This is a genomic window from Stenotrophomonas sp. Bg11-02 (assembly GCF_002836635.1).
Classification (GTDB): Bacteria; Pseudomonadota; Gammaproteobacteria; order Xanthomonadales; family Xanthomonadaceae; genus Stenotrophomonas; species Stenotrophomonas lacuserhaii.
This window is the reverse complement of record NZ_PJAY01000062.1, coordinates 1-18,585: the sequence shown is the minus strand read 5'-3', so window position 1 is coordinate 18,585 and position 18,585 is coordinate 1. Positions and strand designations below refer to the sequence as shown.

Annotated in this window: 17 protein-coding genes and 1 pseudogene; 10 read left to right on the top strand and 8 right to left on the bottom strand. The window is 67.0% G+C overall.

The window, feature by feature from the left end; all coding sequences use genetic code 11:
* Window positions 1–43 precede the first annotated feature (43 nt).
* A complete protein-coding gene (locus tag CXG43_RS13020; protein WP_101100302.1) occupies window positions 44–313 on the bottom strand; it encodes a hypothetical protein in 270 nt (89 codons plus the stop codon).
* A gap of 198 nt (window positions 314–511) precedes the next feature.
* Window positions 512–1,279, bottom strand: coding sequence for a thioredoxin fold domain-containing protein (locus CXG43_RS13015; RefSeq protein ID WP_101100301.1), 768 nt, complete (start codon window positions 1,277–1,279; stop codon window positions 512–514).
* 154 nt (window positions 1,280–1,433) lie between these two features.
* Between CXG43_RS13015 and CXG43_RS13010 the strand changes: the two genes are divergently transcribed.
* On the top strand, window positions 1,434–2,471 hold the full coding sequence (locus CXG43_RS13010; protein WP_157825012.1) for a hypothetical protein: 1,038 nt from the start codon (window positions 1,434–1,436) through the stop codon (window positions 2,469–2,471).
* A gap of 4 nt (window positions 2,472–2,475) precedes the next feature.
* Here the strand turns inward: CXG43_RS13010 and xerD are convergent, their stop codons facing one another.
* Window positions 2,476–3,453 carry a site-specific tyrosine recombinase XerD gene (gene xerD, locus CXG43_RS13005; protein WP_101100299.1) on the bottom strand — a complete coding sequence of 326 codons (978 nt, stop codon included), beginning with the start codon at window positions 3,451–3,453 and terminating at the stop codon, window positions 2,476–2,478.
* Between the two features lie 57 nt (window positions 3,454–3,510).
* On the opposite strand from xerD, the gene CXG43_RS13000 reads away from it, so the two are divergent.
* Window positions 3,511–3,996, top strand: a complete 486-nt coding sequence (locus tag CXG43_RS13000) for an RDD family protein (protein ID WP_101100298.1) — start codon at window positions 3,511–3,513, stop codon at window positions 3,994–3,996.
* Window positions 3,997–4,111: 115 nt separating this feature from the next.
* Window positions 4,112–5,239, top strand: coding sequence for an alpha/beta fold hydrolase (locus tag CXG43_RS12995; protein WP_101100297.1), 1,128 nt, complete (start codon window positions 4,112–4,114; stop codon window positions 5,237–5,239).
* A 338-nt stretch (window positions 5,240–5,577) separates the two neighbouring features.
* Here the strand turns inward: CXG43_RS12995 and lptG are convergent, their stop codons facing one another.
* The gene (gene lptG, locus CXG43_RS12990; RefSeq protein ID WP_101100296.1) at window positions 5,578–6,684 is read right to left on the bottom strand and encodes an LPS export ABC transporter permease LptG; all 1,107 of its coding nucleotides are present in this window, start codon (window positions 6,682–6,684) and stop codon (window positions 5,578–5,580) included.
* Window positions 6,681–7,763 carry an LPS export ABC transporter permease LptF gene (gene lptF, locus CXG43_RS12985; RefSeq protein WP_042615077.1) on the bottom strand — a complete coding sequence of 361 codons (1,083 nt, stop codon included), beginning with the start codon at window positions 7,761–7,763 and terminating at the stop codon, window positions 6,681–6,683. Before lptF ends, lptG begins: the two co-directional genes overlap by 4 nt.
* Window positions 7,764–7,866: 103 nt before the next feature.
* On the opposite strand from lptF, the gene CXG43_RS12980 reads away from it, so the two are divergent.
* From CXG43_RS12980 to CXG43_RS12965, 4 genes are all read left to right on the top strand, one after another.
* A complete protein-coding gene (locus CXG43_RS12980; RefSeq protein WP_101100295.1) occupies window positions 7,867–9,345 on the top strand; it encodes a leucyl aminopeptidase in 1,479 nt (492 codons plus the stop codon).
* Window positions 9,346–9,432: 87 nt separating this feature from the next.
* Complete coding sequence (locus tag CXG43_RS12975; RefSeq protein WP_101100359.1) at window positions 9,433–9,858, top strand: DNA polymerase III subunit chi; 426 nt, start codon at window positions 9,433–9,435, stop codon at window positions 9,856–9,858.
* An 80-nt stretch (window positions 9,859–9,938) separates the two neighbouring features.
* Window positions 9,939–12,779: a valine--tRNA ligase gene (locus tag CXG43_RS12970; RefSeq protein ID WP_101100294.1), complete on the top strand. Its 2,841-nt coding sequence runs from the start codon at window positions 9,939–9,941 to the stop codon at window positions 12,777–12,779.
* A gap of 139 nt (window positions 12,780–12,918) precedes the next feature.
* Entirely contained in the window at window positions 12,919–13,743 is an 825-nt protein-coding gene (locus CXG43_RS12965) for a DMT family transporter (protein WP_101100358.1), read from the top strand.
* Between the two features lie 118 nt (window positions 13,744–13,861).
* On the opposite strand, the gene rimI is transcribed toward CXG43_RS12965, so the two are convergent.
* The 3 genes from rimI to pssA are packed head-to-tail and all read right to left on the bottom strand — an operon-like array spanning window position 13,862 to window position 15,644.
* Complete coding sequence (gene rimI / locus CXG43_RS12960; RefSeq protein ID WP_101100293.1) at window positions 13,862–14,359, bottom strand: ribosomal protein S18-alanine N-acetyltransferase; 498 nt, start codon at window positions 14,357–14,359, stop codon at window positions 13,862–13,864.
* A complete protein-coding gene (locus CXG43_RS12955) occupies window positions 14,356–14,868 on the bottom strand; it encodes a hypothetical protein (protein ID WP_101100292.1) in 513 nt (170 codons plus the stop codon). Before CXG43_RS12955 ends, rimI begins: the two co-directional genes overlap by 4 nt.
* Window positions 14,865–15,644: a CDP-diacylglycerol--serine O-phosphatidyltransferase gene (gene pssA, locus CXG43_RS12950; RefSeq protein ID WP_101100291.1), complete on the bottom strand. Its 780-nt coding sequence runs from the start codon at window positions 15,642–15,644 to the stop codon at window positions 14,865–14,867. Before pssA ends, CXG43_RS12955 begins: the two co-directional genes overlap by 4 nt.
* A gap of 80 nt (window positions 15,645–15,724) precedes the next feature.
* On the opposite strand from pssA, the gene CXG43_RS12945 reads away from it, so the two are divergent.
* From CXG43_RS12945 to CXG43_RS12935, 3 genes and pseudogenes are all read left to right on the top strand, one after another.
* Complete coding sequence (locus CXG43_RS12945) at window positions 15,725–16,096, top strand: DUF4124 domain-containing protein (RefSeq protein WP_042615516.1); 372 nt, start codon at window positions 15,725–15,727, stop codon at window positions 16,094–16,096.
* A gap of 71 nt (window positions 16,097–16,167) precedes the next feature.
* Window positions 16,168–17,859: a proline--tRNA ligase gene (locus CXG43_RS12940; protein ID WP_101100290.1), complete on the top strand. Its 1,692-nt coding sequence runs from the start codon at window positions 16,168–16,170 to the stop codon at window positions 17,857–17,859.
* A gap of 148 nt (window positions 17,860–18,007) precedes the next feature.
* Window positions 18,008–18,370: pseudogene (locus CXG43_RS12935) on the top strand (H-NS histone family protein); the annotation flags it as partial.
* Window positions 18,371–18,585 lie beyond the last annotated feature (215 nt).

Here is an 18,585-nt window from a genome sequence, read left to right as displayed (position 1 = left end):
CCCCGCGAACACTGCGGAGAGTCGTCGTCTGCTTTACGGAGCATCAGAGAGGTTTCGCCGGCCGCAGGTGGGACACGTTGGCCGGCGGCAGCGGCCAGCTGCCCGAGGGTGCTTTCAGGAACAGCGCGTCATCGCTGCTGCCCAGCGGCCAGCTATCCGAATCGTCACTGCAGATGGACACCCGGCGGATGGCCGTGGCGGCGTCGTCACGGCGGGTGTCCCGCGTATCCCTCGTGCACGCCGTGGCAGGTCGCGGCGGCAGGTTGGCGATCGCGGTCGGCACAGCGCCGGCCAGGCGGGTGGCGATGGGCACTCTCGGCGGCGGGGCCGGCGATCGGCCCAGCGGACGGGGCGGTGAAACGGAGGAAGCAGAAGCGCGCGGCAGCATGAGAGGCAATCTCCAGCAGAAGGCCTCTACCCTGCACGCGCCTCACCGCGCCGGCTTGCATGTTTACTGCAGCGGATTCCGCCAAGACGCCGGACCGGCCGGCGCCTTTGCGGAAACATCGGCTCAGCGCGCGCGGCGGTCCAGCGCGGCCTTCAGCTGCGCGGGCGGCAGGTAGCCACCCAGCTGGGTGCCATCGGCGGCGAAGATCGCCGGCGTGCCGTTGACGCCGAGCTGCTGGCCCAGTGCGTACTGCATCGCCACCGGGTTGGTGCAGTTCTTGGCCGGTACCGGGCTGCCCTGCTTGGCGGCGGTAAGGGCCTTGCGGCGATCACTGGCGCACCAGACCGAGATCATGTCGGTGTAGTCCTTGCTGCCCAGGCCCATGCGCGGGAAGGCGAGGTACTCCACGGTGATGCCATTGCGGTTGAGCTCGGCGATATCCTGGTGCAGCTTGCGGCAGTAACCACACTCGATATCGGTGAAGACACTGATGGTGTGCTTGGCATTCGGTGCGGCGAACACGATGCGGTCACCGTGATTGGCCTTCTCCAGCAGGCCGCGACGATACGCCAGCAGGCCTTCGCTGTTGACCAGCGCCTTGGCCTGGATGTCGTAGGGCTGGGACTGCATCAGGTACTTGCCATCATCGGACACGTACAGCACCTGGCCGGATACCACCACTTCGCGGAACCCGGGAAACGGGGCGGCACCGATGTAGTCGGGCTTGAAGTTGGGATCCAGCTGGGTCAAGGCCGCACGGACGCTCTGCTCGGCACCACCGCGTGACGATGCGGCGGGGGCTGCGGGCGTTTTGGCGGCGGGCGGCGCGGGCTGCGCACACGCACTGAGGCTGAGCATGCCGAACAGCGCGGCAGTAAGGACTCGTAACATCGGGGGCCCGCAGGATCAGAAGGAGCCCGATTCTCGCACAGCAGGGCTGAGCCTCGTGCGATGGGCTGTTGGTGTCGCAATCGCCTGAGCGATTGATGGAAGCTTTCACAAAAGGCCTGCCGCAAGCTCGTTGCAAAACACCACGGGCCGCTTCATGCAGATCCTCAACCAGCTCGGATTGATGTTCCGGGCGACCGTCCTCAACCAGCTTGCCGCCAAGGTCAGGCTGGCCAGTGCGCACTATTCTCCCTCCCGATTCAGTGCCGCCTTGACCGGCATCGGCAATCGGGAGCAACAGCTCGCCAACCGCTTCAGCCAAGGACGCCTTAGCGTTGGCCAGCTGTACCGCCAAGCCAGCCGACTTGCCAGCCAGGACGTGCTGCTCAACACACGGCTGCGGCCCGACAGTGATTGCCATGAGGCGGTGGCACGCCAGCCGGTGGCCACAGCGTCGGCATTCCGGAGCGTCCTGGTACGCGCCTATTGCGCGGCAACCGAAGACAGGAAGCAGGCGCTGGGCGCGCTGCTGGCACCGGCCATGGTTCGTGCACGGGCACGCTGCATGCTGGCTGACGCCGTATGGCTGGGCCATATCACCCGTTCCGACGACCTGCTGGCCCAGGTCCGCCGGCTGGCGCATCTGGAAGCGGTCGATTCGGGCTGCCCGCTGGACCAGATGGTGCAGCTCGAACGTCGCGCGGCACGCGAGATCCTGCACTTCGTCGCGGAACAACAGCCGGACGGGCCGGATGAAGCCTGGCATGCTGTCCGCCGGATGTTGGGCAGCGCGGCCTCTGCGTTGCTGCCGGCCGAGCCTGACAGCGTCCGGCCGGTACCCCCTTCATGGACGCAGCTCGCCGCCCATGCCCGGAGCGGGAGTGGGGTTCCGAATAGCTTTGAGGTGTTCCGCGACACGATGGAATGCGCAGTTGCCGACGCATTGGCGCTGCGGGAGCCGGACGTCGAACCCGCCGAACAGGTCTGCCAGTGCACCTTCGAGCTGTTGGAGTACATCAGGCAGCAGGTCAACCAGAACGCCCTCATACCCCGCAGCTGCAATGACCACGCATTGCCTTCGTTATGGGAGGAGCACGCCGTTCGACTTGAACGGCAAGCCGTGGACCGCCTGCTGCTGTACCGGGCCGGGACGGCATCTGCCGCGCAACGCGGGGGCTCCAGCAGCAGCGCCTAGCCGGTCACCCCCGCGGATGATGCTTGGCATGCAGCTTCTGCAGGTGCTCGCGCGCCACCAGCGTGTAGATCTGGGTGGTGGACAGTGAGCTGTGGCCGAGCAGCATCTGCAACGCGCGCAGGTCGGCTCCCCGGTTGAGCAGATGGGTGGCGAAGCTGTGGCGCAGGCCGTGCGGGCTGATCCGTACCGGATCGATCCCGGCCAGCACCGCATAGCGCTTGACCAGATGCCAGAATGCCTGGCGGCTGAGCGGGCGCAGGCTCGGCTCGATGAACAGCGGCACCTGGCCGCCGGTATCGGCCGGCACGCTGCGCTTGTTCGCCAGCGATGGTCGTGACTCCTGCAGGTAGCGCTCCAGCCAATGCTGGGACTCCTCGCCGAGCGGAACCAGCCGTTCCTTGCTGCCTTTGCCGGTAACGCGCAGCACGCCCTGGCGAAGGTTCACCGCGGTTGCCGGCAGGCCCACCAGTTCGCTTACGCGCAGGCCGGCGGCGTACATCAATTCCAGCATCGCGCGGTCGCGCAGGCCCAGCGCCGTATCGACGTCGGGGGCCGCGAGCAGCGCGTCGATCTGGCTTTCCGCCAGCGCCTTGGGCAGCAGCCGTGGCAGTTTCGGCGGATCCAGCAAGGCGGTCGGATCATCGCTGCGTGCACCGCGGCGGACACTGTCGGCGAAGAACGCGCGCAGGGCCGACAGCAGGCGCGCGTTGCTGCGCGGCGACCACCCGTGGCGGGTACGCCAGGCCAGGTAGTCGAACAGCCCGGCGCGATCGACGCCGGCAAGGCCGCCGGCCTGCCCGCTGCGCCAACGCGCCAACCCTTCCAGGTCCCGCCGGTAGCTGTCCACGCTGGCGCGCGCCAGGCCATGTTCGGCCCAGGCCGCATCAAGGAAGCGGGTGATCGCCACCGAATCTGCGGCGTCGAGTTCGGGGAGCGCCTGGATCAGCTGGCGGCGTTCGGCAGGCGAGGAAGCAACGGACATGGGCGAAGGATACGCCGCACGCTGCGCATCCCACCAGCATTGCGTATGCTTCCCCGCATGGCTGATCCGCATGATGCCCCTGCCGCCGCTGCCGCTGCCGTGCGCCCTGCTGCCCTGCTTGGCTGGCGCCTGCTCGCCTTGCTGTACGACCTGTTCCCGGCGCTTGCGCTGTGGATGCTGGCCGCATCGCTGTTCGTGGTTGCATTCACCATCAACGGCCACACAACCCACGAAAACATCGCTCCGTTCAGCGGCTGGCAGTGGGCGTTGTGGGCGTGTTGCTGGGTGCTTACCGGTCTGTATGCCACCTGGAGCTGGCGCCGTGGCGGCCAGACGCTGGGCATGCGGCCGTGGCGGATCGCGGTGACCGGCGATGATGTGCAGCCGCCGTCGCTTCCCTCGCTGTGGGTTCGCTACGCCGTTGCCAGCGTGTCCCTGGGCCTTGCCGGGCTGGGCTTCTGGTGGGCCTTGATCGACCGCGACCGGCTGACCTGGCACGACCGCGCCAGCGGCACCCGGATGATCCGCCGTTCCAAGCGATGAGTCCGGGCCGCGTAGCTGAACCAACGCCGCACTGTCATCAAGCCGTCATCGATCCACGATAGATCGCACACCGGGGCGCTGCGTAGCCTGTGCGGCCAATCCGTTCGATGCCCCGATGATGATGCGCCTGCTGCTGGCCTGCGCGTGCCTGTGGCTGGCCGCCTGCTCCCCTACTGCTTCCACCTCGCTGAGCGAACGTCTGGTATCGCCCGGCGGTGCCTCGCCGTTGCTCGACCAGGCGCACATCGCAGCCACCATCGCCACCCTGCCCAACCGGAATGGCTACGTGACCAGCAGTGAGGACGTGCGCCTGTTCTGGCGCGCCTTCGACGCAGGCGACTACGGGCTGCGCTACCGCTATGCGCGCCCGCGCCATGAAGGCGGCGAGCCGCTGGACATGGACCTGCGGCTGGAGCCACCGCGGCCGTTCCATGCGCGTGCGCCACGCGGCACCGTGGTGCTGCTGCACGGCTGGATGATGAGCGGCGATGCGATGCTGCCGTGGTCGCTGCAGCTGGCCCAGTCCGGCTACCGCGTCATCACCATCGACCTGCGCAACCACGGTCACTCAGGCGGTGGCCCCGCAGGTTATGGAACGGTGGAATCGGACGAGGTGATCGATGTCATCCGTGCCTTGCGTGCCCGCGGTGAAGTGCAGGGTCCGCTGTATCTGTTCGGGGTGTCTTACGGCGCTGCGACCGCGTTGTTTGCTGCCGAGAAACTGGGTGGCGACGTGCAGGGCGTGGTGGCGATGGAATCCTTCGCCAACGCCGGCGATGCGATCCGCAGCATGATCCCGCACCTGCTGGCCAGCCAGCCGCACGGCTGGCAGGCGCAGGCGGTGGCGGCGTACGCCCGTTGGCGGTATGCCGACCAGGACATGGACGCGGTGATCGCCGCAGCCAACCGGCGGCTGGGGGTGGACCTGGACCAGGTGGATGTCAGCCGTGCGGTCGCCGCCAGCCGCGCCTGCGTGCTGCTGCTTCACGGTGACCAGGACCAGCATATCCGCGTGGACCAGGGACGCCGGCTGGCCCAGGCCAGTCCGCGTGCGCACTACATCGAAATGCGCGGCGAGGACCACATCACCCTGCCGATGCGGATCGATCTGCTGGGCGGCATCGTGGATGACTGGATGTCCCGCGACGTGTCTGCCCCGGATGGCCTGTGCCCTGCGCCGCGGCTTCCGCTTGAGGCGAACTTCATGGCGCTTGCGCAGGGTGTGGGTGGGTCGAACGGGTGAGACCCCCTCGCGGCTGACAGCTTGCTCATGGCTACGGGTTTAGTGCCGGGCGGCGGGGCTGGTCGGGGGACGGCAAGGACTGCATCCTGCGTGCCTCGTTTCGCGGCCGCCCCTGACTCAGGGGCTCCCTCCACCCGACACGGCACGGCGCTCTGGTAGCGCCGACCCATGGTCGGCGAGCGCAGCGGGCCGTTGGCGGAAACATTCCGCCGACCATGGGTCGGCGCTACCAAGGCCCCCGCAGACCCGCCCCGCCAACGCAACAGCCCTGCAGCTGTTGCCTTTGCAATTGCCGTTGCTTCGGCAGGTGCCGGGCGCAGCCCGGCAATCAAACACACTCAACCCGACTTGCGTCGGAACAGCATCGCCGAAATACCCAGCATCAAAATCGGCGGCAACGCATACGCCACCCGGTAATCAAACTTCAACGCACCGGCCATGCGCCCGAAGAACAGCTGCAGCAGCCAGAACCCCAAGGCAAACAGGATGCCCAGGAACAAACGCTTGCCCATGCCGCCGCTGCGCAGCGAACCGAACGCGAACGGCACTGCCGCCAGGCACAACGCCAGCACGTTCACCGGATAGAACCAGCGGCTCCAGTAAACATCTTCATAGTCACGCGCATCCAGGCCGTTGCGCTCGCGGTATTCGATGCTGGTGCGCAGGTCAGCCGCGCGCAGGTTGCGCGGCCGTGAGATACCGGTGGCCAGCGCCGCCGCATCCAGTTGCGAATCCCATTTCTCGCTCGGCGCTTCCTCGCGCGTCAGTGAACGCTCGCCGAAAATGTCCCGGCGCACCTGCTTCAGCACCCAACCGGACGCATCGTGTTCGGCGGTGGCGGCATGGGTCAGCGATACGATCTCGCCTTCCGGGCCGATGCGGTACATGCGCACGTCGTGCAGCACCAGGCGCGTGCCACCGCCCTCCACCAGTTGCTCTTCACCACCCTGTGCGTTGAGGAACGTATCGCCCTCGCGGGCCCAGACACCGGCATAGCGGGCGACGGACATGTCACCGCCGCGCTTGGCGCTCATGCGGATGTTGTCGGCACGTTCCTGCCCCCACGGTGCGATCGTTTCGCCGCTGACCACCATTGCGCCGGTCAACAGCGAAAGCGCGACCGCCACCGACAGGCTCAGGCGACGACGTGACAGGCCCAATGCACGCAGCGCAGTGAGTTCGGAGGTTGCCGCCAGCTGGCCCAGGCCCATCAGCGAGCCGATCACCGCCGCCGTGGGGAAGAAGGTATAGGCGCGGCGTGGCACGGTATACAGCACCCAGGCCGCCGCATGGCCCAAGGTGTATCCGTTCTTGCCGACATCCTTGAACTCGCCGGAGAACGCCATCACCACGTCCAGTCCCACCAGCACCGCCCAGGTCAGCAGCACGGTGCCGAACACCGCCCGGCCCAGGTAGTAATCGAAACGCATCGGACGCGGAATCATGCGGTCACTCTCTTCGGGCGCGACAGGTGGCCGTCACGCAGGTACATCCAGATCGCCAACGCCAGCAGCGGCAGGGTCAGCCACCACAGGCCGAGCCCATTGGGCACCTTGCCATCGGCAATCCAGCCGGTGCCGATGAACATCAGGTTCATGCCCACCATGTAGGCCAGGAAGGCCAGCATCATCCGGCCGTAGCGCTGCTGGCGAGGCGAGCTGCGCGCCAATGGCACGGTCAGCAGGGCGAAGGCCAACGCGATCAGCGGCGGGGCGATGCGCGAGTGCAGCTGCGCCTTCGCCTCGGGCCGCTCATCGCCGATCAGCTGGCTGGTCGGCAGTAGTTCGGGATCGTTGGACTGGCGGGTCTGCGCACCGTCGGGCATGGCCACGTCGTTGCGCGCGAAGGTCGCCAGCCGGTAGCCCTTGCCGCCGTCGGCGGGGCCTTCGATCTGGTGGCCATCGTTGAGCTGCAGGTAGCGGCGGTCCTTGCCTTCGAAGAACAATTTGCCGCTGGCGGCCGATACGACCTCGATCCGGCCTTCGCGGGCGCGGTTCATGAACACCCGGCCCAGGCCGGTGCCGTCAGGGGAGATGGAAGACAGATAGACCACCCCGCCGTTGGACAGGTTGGTGAAGCGCCCCGCCTCCAGCCCGGCCATCAGTACGCTGCGGTTGGCCTGGTCGATCATCTGCTCACTGGTGCGGTCGGCCCATGGACCCAGCCACAGCGAGCAGGCGCCGATCAGCCCGACCACCGGCAGCACCAGCAGCAGCAAGGGTTTGAGCAGGCGGCGTGGGCCCACGCCAATGGCCGTGATGACCGCCATTTCCGAATCGCGGTACAGCCGCGCGACCGCCAGCAGCAGGCCCAGCATCAGCGCCAACGGCAGGATCAGCGGCATGTAGACGATGAACTGCAGGCCCAGCTGGGAGAACAACAGGCGGGCAGGCAGGCGCCCGTCGGCGATGTTGCCAAGGATATCCACCAGCACGCCGCCCACGCTGACAACCAGCAGGACGATCAGGGTGGCCAGGAAACTCTGGACGAAATCGCCCAATAGATAGCGGTCGAGCTTCAACATGGGCCGTGGTTTAAACTCTCAGGTTCGTTCGCGGGTCCGCCCAGTCTACCGGCTGGACGTAAACGGTCCGCGATTGTACGGATATGCCAACGGAATCTGATCAATGGCCCTGCAATTCACCCTGAACCAAGCGTCGCCGACCTCTGCCGGGGTCGACTGCGTGGTCGTCGGCGCCTTCGCCGATCTTTCCCTGTCGCCCGCCGCGCAGGCGCTGGACGCCGCCAGTGGCGGTCGCCTGGCCGCCCTGGCCCAGCGGGGCGATGTGTCCGGCAAGACCGGCGCCACCGCCCTGCTGCACGACCTGCCGGGCGTCAGCGCCCCGCGCGTGCTGGTGGTGGGACTGGGCGATGCCGCCCGCTTCGGCGTCCCGCAGTACCTCAAGGCCATCGGCGACGCCGTGCGCGCGCTGAAGACCGGCGCCAGCCGCAGCGCGCTGTTCACCCTGGTCGACCTGCCCGTGAAGGACCGCGACGCGGCCTGGGCGATCCGCCAGGCGATCATCGCCGCCGACCACGCCAGCTACCGCTACACCGCCACCTTCGGCAAGAAGAAAGCCGAAGACGCCGGCCTGCAGCAGCTGGCCATCGCCGGCAGTGACGAGCAGGCCCTGCTGCAGGGCCAGGCCATCGCCAGCGGCGTGGAGTTCGCCCGCGAGCTCGGCAACCTGCCGCCGAACTTCTGCAACCCGGCCTACCTGGCCGACGTGGCGGTGAAGTTCGCCGGCGAGCACGACGGCGCCGAAGCGGAGATCCTGGACGAGACGCAGATGGAAGCGCTGGGCATGGGCTCGCTGCTGGCCGTCGCCCGCGGCTCGGCCAACCGTCCGCGGCTGGTGGTGCTGAAGTGGAGCAACGGCGGCGACGCCAAGCCCTACGTGCTGGTCGGCAAGGGCATCACCTTCGATACCGGTGGCGTCAACCTGAAGACCCAGGGCGGCATCGAGGAAATGAAGTACGACATGTGCGGTGGCGCCAACGTCATCGGGACCTTCGTGGCCGCCGTCAAGGCCAAGCTGCCGCTGAACCTGGTGGTGGTGGTGCCGGCGGTTGAAAACGCCATCGACGGCAATGCCTACCGCCCGTCGGATGTCATCACCTCGATGTCCGGCAAGACCATCGAAGTCGGCAACACCGACGCCGAAGGCCGCCTGATCCTGTGCGACGCGCTGACCTATGCGCAGCGCTTCGAGCCGGCCGCGCTGGTCGACGTGGCGACCCTGACCGGCGCCTGCATGGTGGCCCTGGGCCACCAGACCGCCGGCCTGATGACCAAGCACGACGACCTGGCCAACGAGCTGCTGGCCGCCGGCGAGCACGTGTTCGACCGCGCCTGGCGCCTGCCGCTGTGGGACGAATACCAGCCGATGCTGGATTCCAGCTTTGCCGACGTCTACAACATCGGCGGCCGCTGGGCCGGTGCGATCACCGCCGGCTGCTTCCTGGCGCGCTTCACCGAAGGCCAGCGCTGGGCCCACCTGGACATCGCCGGCGTGGCCAGCGACGAAGGCAAGCGCGGCATGGCCACCGGTCGCCCGGTCGGCCTGCTGAGCCAGTGGCTGCTGGACCAGGTCGGCCGCGCCTGATCCACTGTCGCTCTGTGGCCGGCATCCGTGCCGGCCATGACACGACCCGGTTTCGACCGGGTCTTCGCCCGCAACCCGGACCCCGCCATGCCCCGCGCTGATTTCTACCTGATTGCCAAGCCCCGCTTCCTGACCGAGCCGTTGCGCCTGGTCTGCGAGCTGGCGCGCAAGGCCAACGATGCCGGGCTGTTCACCCTGGTGCTGGCGCGTGACCTGGCCCAGGCCGAAGAGCTGGACGAGCTGCTGTGGTCCTTCGATGCGGAGGCCTACATCCCGCACCAGATCGCCGGCGAGGACATGGATGAAGAGGAAGCCATGGTGCTGATCGCCGTTCCCGGTGGCGTGGAACCGGCGCGCCCGCTGGTGATCAACCTGCGCGATACGCCCTGGATGGGCGAATGCGAGCGCGTACTGGAAGTCGTCCCGGCCGACCCGGACGCGCGCGAGCCGCTGCGCGAGCGCTGGCGGCAGTACAAAGATGCTGGTTACGATCTGTCCAAGCACGATATGTAAGCGGGCGCCGGATGTGCGCTGCCCTTGATGCGCCGACCGATCGCCCTGAATTCCCCCCGAACATCTTCTGGTTGCCCCGCATGACCCGACTCGACTCCAGCTACGACCCGACGTCCTTTGAAACGGACACTTACGATGCCTGGGAAAAGGCTGGCCACTTCAAACCGTCGGGCAAGGGCGAGCCGTACACCATCCTGCTGCCGCCGCCGAACGTGACCGGCACGCTGCATATGGGCCATGCCTTCCAGCAGACCCTGATGGATGCGCTGGTGCGCTACCACCGCATGCGCGGCTACGACACGCTGTGGCAGGTGGGTACCGACCACGCGGGCATCGCCACGGAGATGGTGGTCGGCCGCAACCTGGCGCTGGAAGGCAACGGCGAGACCCGCGATACGTTGGGTCGGGAAGCCTTCATCGGCAAGGTGTGGGAATGGAAGCAGCAGTCCGGTGACACCATCGAACGGCAGATGCGCCGCCTGGGCACGTCGGCCGACTGGTCGCGCAGCACCTTCACCATGGACCCGCAGCCGTCGCAGGCGGTGATCGAGGCCTTCGTGCGCTGGCACGAACAGGGCCTGATCTACCGCGGCCAGCGCCTGGTCAACTGGGATCCGGTGCTGAAGACCGCGATTTCCGACCTGGAAGTGGAGAGCGCCGAGGAAGACGGTTTCCTCTGGTCGATCGCCTACAAGCTCGATGACGGGCTGACCTACGAGCACATCGAGCGCGATGCCGACGGCGTGGAAACGCTGCGCGAAACCCGCGATTACCTGGTCGTGGCGACCACCCGCCCGGAGACCCTGCTCGGCGATACCGCGGTGATGGTGCATCCGGAAGACGAGCGCTACCTGCATTTGATCGGCCGCAGCGTGACCCTGCCCCTGACCGGCCGCAGCGTGCCGGTGATCGCCGATGACTACGTCGACCGTGCCTTCGGCACCGGCGTGGTCAAGGTCACCCCGGCGCATGATTTCAACGATTACCAGGTAGGCCTGCGCCACAACCTGCCGATGATCAATCTGTTCACCCCGGTGGCGGCGATCAACGACAATGCGCCGGAACGCTTCCGCGGACTGGACCGTTACGACGCGCGCAAGGCCGTGCTGGCCGAACTGGAAGACCTGGCGGTGCTGGTGGAAACCAAGCCGCACAAGCTGCAGGTGCCGCGCGGCGACCGTACCGGCCAGGTGATCGAGCCCTACCTGACCGACCAGTGGTTCGTGAAGATGGACGAACTGGCGCGGCGTGGCCTGGAACTGGTGGAAGGTACCGATGGAAAGCCGGGTGCGATCGGCTTCGTGCCGCCGAACTGGATCAACACCTACCGCCACTGGATGACCAACATCCAGGATTGGTGCATCAGCCGCCAGCTGTGGTGGGGCCATCGCATTCCGGCGTGGTTCGATGAGGCAGGCACCTGCTATGTCGGCCGCGACGAAGCCGAAGTGCGCGCCGCCAACGGGCTGGGCGCAGAGGTGGCACTGACCCAGGAAAGCGACGTGCTGGAGACCTGGTTCTCCTCGCAGCTGTGGCCGTTCTCCACGCTGGGCTGGCCGAACGAACAGGCGATGGCCGAGCGCGGCTTCGACCGGTACCTGCCCTCGTCGGTGCTGGTCACCGGCTTTGACATCATCTTCTTCTGGGTTGCCCGGATGATCATGGCCACCGACAACCTGACCGGCAAAGTGCCGTTCAAGGACGTCTACTTCACTGGCCTGATCCGCGACGGCCAAGGCCAGAAGATGTCCAAATCCAAGGGCAACGTGCTGGATCCGCTGGACATCATCGATGGCATTTCCCTCGATGACCTGGTGGCCAAGCGCACCGGTGGGCTGATGCAGCCCCGCGCCGCCGAGAAGATCGAGAAGGCCACCCGCAAGGAATTCCCGGACGGCATCGCCGCGCACGGTGCCGATGCGCTGCGCTTCACCATCGCCGCGCTGGCCACCCACGGCCGTGACATCAAGTTCGACATGAACCGCGCCGAGGGTTACAAGAACTTCTGCAACAAGCTGTGGAACGCCAGCCGCTTTGCGCTGATGAACACCGAAGGCGCTGCGTTCGACGGCGCGCCCAAGCCGCGTACCGATGCCGAGCGCTGGATCCTCGCGCGCCTGGCGGCCACCACTGCCGAAGCGCAGGCCCACTTCGCCGCCTACCGCTTCGACCTGCTGGCGCAGTGCCTGTACGAGTTCGCCTGGAACGAGTTCTGCGACTGGTTCCTGGAGCTGAGCAAGCCGGCCCTCAACGGCGCCGATGCGGCCGATGCGGACAGCACCCGCCACACCGTGCTGTACGTGCTGGAAGCGCTGTTGCGCCTGCTGCACCCGCTGACCCCGTTCATCACCGAACAGCTGTGGCAGCAGGTTGCACCGCGCCTGGGCATCGGCGGCGATTCGCTGTCGCTGCGTCCCTACCCCAGCGCCGAAGAGTTCGCCGGTGACTACGCCCAGGCCGAAGCGGACGTGGAGTGGCTGAAGGCGGTGATCAGCGCCGTGCGTCGTGTGCGCAGCGAGCTCAACGTGGCCCCGTCCAGACTGGTACCGCTGCGCCTGCAGGCCGGGCTGGAGCAGGACCGGGTGCGCATCGAGCGCTTTGCCGCCTCGCTGTCGTTCCTGCTGAAGCTGGAAACCATCCAGTGGCTGACCGATGGCGAAATCGCGCCGCCGGCTGCTCCGGCGATCGTCGGCGAGCTGAAGCTGCTGGTGCCGCTGGAAGGCCTGGTGGACCTGGATGCAGAGCGCGCGCGCCTGGACAAGGAACTGGCCCGCGTGCAGGGCGAAAAGGAAAAGAGCGAAGCCAAGCTGGCCAAGTTCACCGACAAGGTACCGGCGGCGGTGGTCGAGCAGGAACGCGTGCGCCTGCTCGAATGGACCACCCAGCTGGCTGGCCTGCAGGAACAGCGCGCCAAGCTCTGACGCGCGGCGTGGGTCGTGACGGCCGCTGGCCGTCACGTCGGGTAGGTGACGACCGTTGGTCGTCACGCGCTTCGGGCGGACCGCTGCGTTCGCCGAGCAAGGCTCGGCGCTACCGATGGGCCATGGCATCATCCCGGCGATGCCTCTCTCGATTTTCCTGCTGGTACTGCTCGCTGCGGCCCTCCACGCCAGCTGGAACGCCATCGTCAAACGCGGGCCCGACAAACAGCTGGGGACGGTACTGGTAACCGGCAGCGCAGCCATGCTATCGGCGGCGTTGCTGCCCTTCCTTCCCTTGCCCGATGCGCCCAGCTGGCCATGGCTGGCGGCGTCGGTCGCCCTGCAGGCGACCTACTACGCCCTGGTTGCACGCTGCTACCAGCAGGTCGACATGAGTGTCGCCTACCCGCTAATGCGCGGTAGTGCGCCGATCCTGGTGGCTCTGGTGGGCCTTCTTCTCGGTGAGCAGCTTGCGCTGACGGCGTGGAGTGGCATCGTGCTGATCAGCATCGGCATTCTGGCCATGGCGCTGGGAACCCGAAGGGCGCAGTGGGGAATGCCGCTGCTGACGGCCGGCATGATTGCCACCTATACGCTCGTCGATGCTCACGGCGCCCGTCTGTCCGGCAATGCACTCAGCTATACCCTGTGGCTGTTCCTGCTGTCGGGCCTGCCGCTGACCGTGCGCGCGCTCATCCACCGGCGTGGCGCGTTACGTACCTATGCGGCGGCGCATTGGCGACTGGGCGTGATCGGTGGCATCGGCACGACGACGTCGTATGCCATCGCGCTATGGGCGATGACCCTGGTGCCGATCGCGATGGTCTCGGCGTTGCGCGAAACCTCGATCCTGTTCGCGCTGCTCATCTCAGCATTCCTGCTCGGCGAACGCGTGCCGCGCGGACGATGGACAGCAGGCGGGGTGATCGTCACCGGCGTGATTCTGCTGCGGATTGCATCCTGAAGGGGCCCGGGATCGGGTGGGTGACGAGCATCGGGCCTGAAGCGCTCGCCGGGCATGGCTCGGCGCTACCTGACCACCGCTACGGTAGTGACGGCCGCTGGGCGTCATGTGCCCCCGCTTACAGCGGCGGCATCCGGTCGATGTCGTCGGCCACCAGTTCGATGGCCATCACCAGCGCATCCTCGCGACCGTCGGCAGCGGGGTAATAACGCGGACGACGACCGATCTCGTTGAATCCTTCGCTGTGGTACAGCGACAGCGCCGGCGTATTGGTCGGCCGCACTTCCAGGAACACGCGCTGCACGCCGCGATCGCGCGCCAGGCCCACGATGGCGCGCAGCAACTGCCGCCCGCGACCGCGTGACTGGTTGAGCGGGTCCACGCAGATGTTCAACAGGTGCGCTTCGTCGGCGGCGATGCTCAACAGTGCATAGCCGACCAACAGGCCGTTTTCTTCCATCGCCAGGCCCGGATAGCCCGCACGCAGGCAGTCCAGGAAGATGCCACGCGTCCACGGATACGGGTATCCCCGCTCCTCGATCACCATGACCGCATTGAGGTCGCTTTCGCGCAATGCACGCACGCTGGCCTGCACGGGACGGGCCACCGCGCTCATGCGCCGCGCCCTTTCCTGCGCAACGCACGCAGCACGGGCCACAGCGCACGCTTGGCGGCCGGATCGGCGCGCAGCGTGTCCAGTGGCCAGCTGTCCATCAAGGCCTGTGTTTGCGGATCATTGGGATTGCAGCCCGAGGCACGCAGCAAGGCGATCTGCAGGCGGTCCGGCAGGCGGACCGATGGCCGCCGCAGCGTGCCCGTGCGCGGCGCGCTATCGCTGGCGGCACCGATCGTATCCACGCCAGCCGGACGCGGGGCCACCGGCACGCGCGGGGCCACCGGTTCCGGCGCGGTGCGCGGTGCCGGGGGCGCCTGCCGGGCCACTGCCGGGCGCGATGCCACCGGGGCGACGCTCAGTTCAACCGCAGGTGGCTCGATCGCCTTCGCCGCAGCGGTCGCGGCCTCCAGCTCGGCCGCCAGCGCGCCTTCATGCAGCACGCTGTAGCCCATCGCCTGCAGCCAGGCCTGCTGGGCCGGTGTCCACAGGACGGGCAGGTCGGCACTCACGCCGCGTCCGGACGCTTGCGCAGGCGCTGCATGGTCCACATGACCAGCCCGGACAGCGCGTAGATGACGCCTACCGCCAGCAACACGCGCGGCAGGTCGATCACCGCAATCGCGATGCCGATCGGCAGCAGAGCCAACACCAAGAACGGCACGCGGTCGGCACGCGGTCCCTTCGCACCACCGCCCTTGAAACTCCAGAAGCGGATCCGGCTGACCATCAGCAGGGCCGACACCAGGGTGACCCCCAGCGCTACGTAGCGCAGCTGCTCACCGGTCCAGCCGAGGGTGCCATCAGCGAAAGCCCAGACGAAGGACATCATCAGGCCGGCCGCAGCCGGGCTGGCCAGGCCGACGAACCAGCGCTTGTCCACCACCGCCACCTGGGTATTGAAGCGGGCCAGGCGCAGCGCGGCACAGGCCGCGTACAGGAAGGCGACCGCCCAGCCAACGCGGCCCAGCAGCTCACCGTCGTACTTCAGCGAGGACAGGGCCCAGTGGTACATCACCAGCGCCGGCGCCATGCCGAAGCTGACCAGGTCGGCGAGCGAGTCGTACTGCACGCCGAACTCGCTGCTGGTGCCGGTCAGGCGCGCGACCCGGCCGTCCAGCCCGTCCATGACCGCAGCCACGAACACCGCGATGCTGGCGTACACGAAATCACCGTTCGCCGCGGCGATGATCGCGTAGAACCCGGCGAACAGGCCCGCCGTGGTGAACAGGTTGGGAAGCAGGTAAATGGTGCGCGAACGCGGCGGCGGCGGTGTGATGGGATCCATCCCCCGAGTTTAATCGACTTGCCAGCCGACGGCTGCGGTGCTGCAATCACGCTTTCCCGCCGGTCAGGCCTGGAGTCTCCATGCGTACCCTGTTCTGCTTGAGTTTCCTGCTGCTGGCCAGCGGATCGGCGTTTGCCGGTCCGGTTTACAAATGGAAGGACGCCAACGGCGTGACCCAGTATTCGGAGAGCCCGCCGGCCGGCAAGGCCTTTGAAACCCGGCAGCAGACCCGCGACCCGGGCAATCCGCCGGCAGCGGCGGCCACCGACGCCCCGCTTGCCCCGCAATGCGTCACCGCGCGGGCCAACCTGGCGCTGCTCGATGGCAGCGGTCCGGTCATGCAGGACACCAATGGTGACGGCACGGCCGAAACCGCGCTGGACGACACCCAGCGCGCCAACCAGCGGGCGCTCGCCGAAGCGGCCGCCAAGGCCTACTGCCCGCAGGCCTGAAACCCGCTCGCCGCCCACGACAGGCGCCGGGCTGGCAGAATAACGGCTTCCGCCGTTAGATGATGCCGACGATGCGCCTGTCCCAGTTCCACCTGCACACCACCAAGGAAACCCCCAGCGACGCCGAGCTGACCAGCCACCGGCTGATGCTGCGCGCGGGGATGATCCGCAAGCTCGCCTCCGGCCTGTATATCTGGTCGCCGCTGGGCCTGCGCGTGCTGCGCAAGGTCGAGCGCATCGTCCGCGAGGAAATGGAAAATGCCGGCGCGGTCGAACTGCAGATCCCGACGATCCAGCCGCGCGAGCTGTGGGAAGCCACCGGGCGCTGGGGAAAATTCGGCCCGCAGCTGCTGAAGATCAAGGACCGCAAGGAGCAGGAGTTCTGCTACAGCCCCACCGCCGAAGAAGCGCTGACTGATTTCGCGCGGCAGGAACTGTCCAGCTACAAGCAGCTGCCGGTCAATTTCTTCCAGATCCAGACCAAGTTCCGCGACGAGATCCGGCCGCGTTTCGGGGTGATGCGCGCGCGCGAATTCCTGATGAAGGACGCCTACTCCTTCCACCTGCACGACGAAGACCTGGTCCGCGAATACGAAAACATGAAGGCTGCCTACAGTCGGATCTTCACCCGACTGGGACTGGATTTCCGCATGGTTCAGGCCGATTCCGGCGCGATCGGCGGCGACGCCTCGCAGGAGTTCCATGTCATCGCCGATTCCGGCGAAGACGCGCTGGTGTTTTCCACCGGCTCGGATTATGCGGCGAACATGGAAGCGGCCGTGGCCGCCGAGCCCGCCGCCCGTGCGGCCGCCGGCGAGGCGATGCGCAAGCTTGAAACCCCGACCCAGAAGACCTGCGAAGAGGTGGCCGCCCTGCTCGGACTGGCACTGCAGCGCACGGTCAAATCGGTCGCGCTGATGGCCGGGGAGACCTTCGTGCTGGCGCTGGTGCGCGGTGACCACGAGGTCAACGAGATCAAGCTGGCCAAGGTGCCCGGCCTGTCCGACCACCGGTTTGCCACCGAGGCGGAAATCAGTGAATACCTCGGCTGCGTGCCCGGATTCCTGGGCCCGGTGGGTCCGGCCAGGGCGATCCGTGTCGTGGCTGACCCGGAGGTCGCCGCACTTGCCGATTTTGTCGTCGGTGCCAATGAGGCAGGTTTCCACCTGGCCGGCGTCAATTGGGGCCGTGACCTGCCGGAACCGGAAATCGCTGATATCCGCAATGTGCAGGCCGGTGACCGCGCCCGCGACGGCGGCGAACTGAAGATTGCCCGCGGCATCGAAGTGGGCCACGTTTTCCAGCTGGGCCGCCAGTATGCGAAGGCACTCAATGCCACCGTGCTTGATGAGAATGGCAAGGCCGCGGTGCTGAGCATGGGCTGCTATGGCATCGGTATTTCGCGCATCGTCGCCGCCGCCATTGAGCAGAACCACGACGAGGTCGGCATCGTCTGGCCCGAGGCAATGGCGCCGTGGCAGGTGGTGGTGTGCGTCATCAATCCCAAGGCAGACGCCGCCGTGTCCGGCGCTGCTGCCGAGTTGCTGGAATCGCTGCGTGCCGGCGGGCTGGATGCCGCACTGGACGATCGTGGCCTGCGCCCCGGCGCCATGTTCGCCGACATGGAACTGATCGGCATTCCGCACCGCGTGGTGGTTTCCGAACGCGGCTTGGCCGCTGGCACTTTCGAATATCGCTCACGCAGCGCGAGCGAGGCCGAAAGCCTGGATCGCGACAGCCTGATGCGCAAACTGCTGGGGTAAAAAGATTGAAAGCCGGGTTAATCCCGGCTTTTCTTTTGCTGTTGGCCCCAAATGTGCTGTTTCCTGTTTGTGCTTGAAGTAAATGCACATTACTCTTGGGCCCGAGCCAAGGACTGGCAGACCCTTTCCATATTGCCTGGAGCACTGCATGAGTATTGATCTGACCGGTCTGTCGGCCCGTGAACTGGGTGCACTGATCCGCACCGCCAAGAAGCAGCAGACCATCGTCGCCAAGCGTCGCCCGATCACCAAGGTCCGCGCCCAGCTGGAGAAGCTGGCCAAGGTCGAGGGCTACAGCATCGAAGAACTGTTCGGCGGCGCACCGGCACCGCGCGCCCGCAAGGCCGCGACCAAGGCACCGTCCAAGACCGCCGGCCGCAAGCTGGGCAAGGTTGCCCCGAAGTACCGCAACCCGGCCAACACCAAGGAAACCTGGACCGGCCGCGGCAAGCAGCCGCGCTGGCTGGCCGAGCTGACCAGCAAGGGCAAGAAGGTGGAGGATTACCTGATCAAGAAGGCCTGAAAACCCTCGCGATCCTGAAGAACGCCGGCTGCGAAGCCGGCGTTTTTTGTGCCCGCAACAGCGTGACGACCAACGGTCGTCACCCACCACAGCACCCTCTTTTATTTCAACGCGGATCGGCAGCCCCCGGAATGTGTCAGGGCGTCGGCCGGGTGGGGTTTGCTCGACCCCAGGCCGCTCCGATCCGGCGACGTCGCCTTCCA

What these genes read in the sequence shown, in the direction of transcription:
- CXG43_RS13015 (WP_101100301.1), bottom strand. Translation starts at nt 1,279, where the DNA reads ATGTTACGAGTCCTTACTGCCGCGCTGTTCGGCATGCTCAGCCTCAGT.
- CXG43_RS13010 (WP_157825012.1), top strand. Translation starts at nt 1,434, where the DNA reads ATGCAGATCCTCAACCAGCTCGGATTGATGTTCCGGGCGACCGTCCTC.
- xerD (WP_101100299.1), bottom strand. Translation starts at nt 3,453, where the DNA reads ATGTCCGTTGCTTCCTCGCCTGCCGAACGCCGCCAGCTGATCCAGGCG.
- CXG43_RS13000 (WP_101100298.1), top strand. Translation starts at nt 3,511, where the DNA reads ATGGCTGATCCGCATGATGCCCCTGCCGCCGCTGCCGCTGCCGTGCGC.
- CXG43_RS12995 (WP_101100297.1), top strand. Translation starts at nt 4,112, where the DNA reads ATGATGATGCGCCTGCTGCTGGCCTGCGCGTGCCTGTGGCTGGCCGCC.
- lptG (WP_101100296.1), bottom strand. Translation starts at nt 6,684, where the DNA reads ATGATTCCGCGTCCGATGCGTTTCGATTACTACCTGGGCCGGGCGGTG.
- lptF (WP_042615077.1), bottom strand. Translation starts at nt 7,763, where the DNA reads ATGTTGAAGCTCGACCGCTATCTATTGGGCGATTTCGTCCAGAGTTTC.
- CXG43_RS12980 (WP_101100295.1), top strand. Translation starts at nt 7,867, where the DNA reads ATGGCCCTGCAATTCACCCTGAACCAAGCGTCGCCGACCTCTGCCGGG.
- CXG43_RS12975 (WP_101100359.1), top strand. Translation starts at nt 9,433, where the DNA reads ATGCCCCGCGCTGATTTCTACCTGATTGCCAAGCCCCGCTTCCTGACC.
- CXG43_RS12970 (WP_101100294.1), top strand. Translation starts at nt 9,939, where the DNA reads ATGACCCGACTCGACTCCAGCTACGACCCGACGTCCTTTGAAACGGAC.
- CXG43_RS12965 (WP_101100358.1), top strand. Translation starts at nt 12,919, where the DNA reads ATGCCTCTCTCGATTTTCCTGCTGGTACTGCTCGCTGCGGCCCTCCAC.
- rimI (WP_101100293.1), bottom strand. Translation starts at nt 14,359, where the DNA reads ATGAGCGCGGTGGCCCGTCCCGTGCAGGCCAGCGTGCGTGCATTGCGC.
- pssA (WP_101100291.1), bottom strand. Translation starts at nt 15,644, where the DNA reads ATGGATCCCATCACACCGCCGCCGCCGCGTTCGCGCACCATTTACCTG.
- CXG43_RS12945 (WP_042615516.1), top strand. Translation starts at nt 15,725, where the DNA reads ATGCGTACCCTGTTCTGCTTGAGTTTCCTGCTGCTGGCCAGCGGATCG.
- CXG43_RS12940 (WP_101100290.1), top strand. Translation starts at nt 16,168, where the DNA reads ATGCGCCTGTCCCAGTTCCACCTGCACACCACCAAGGAAACCCCCAGC.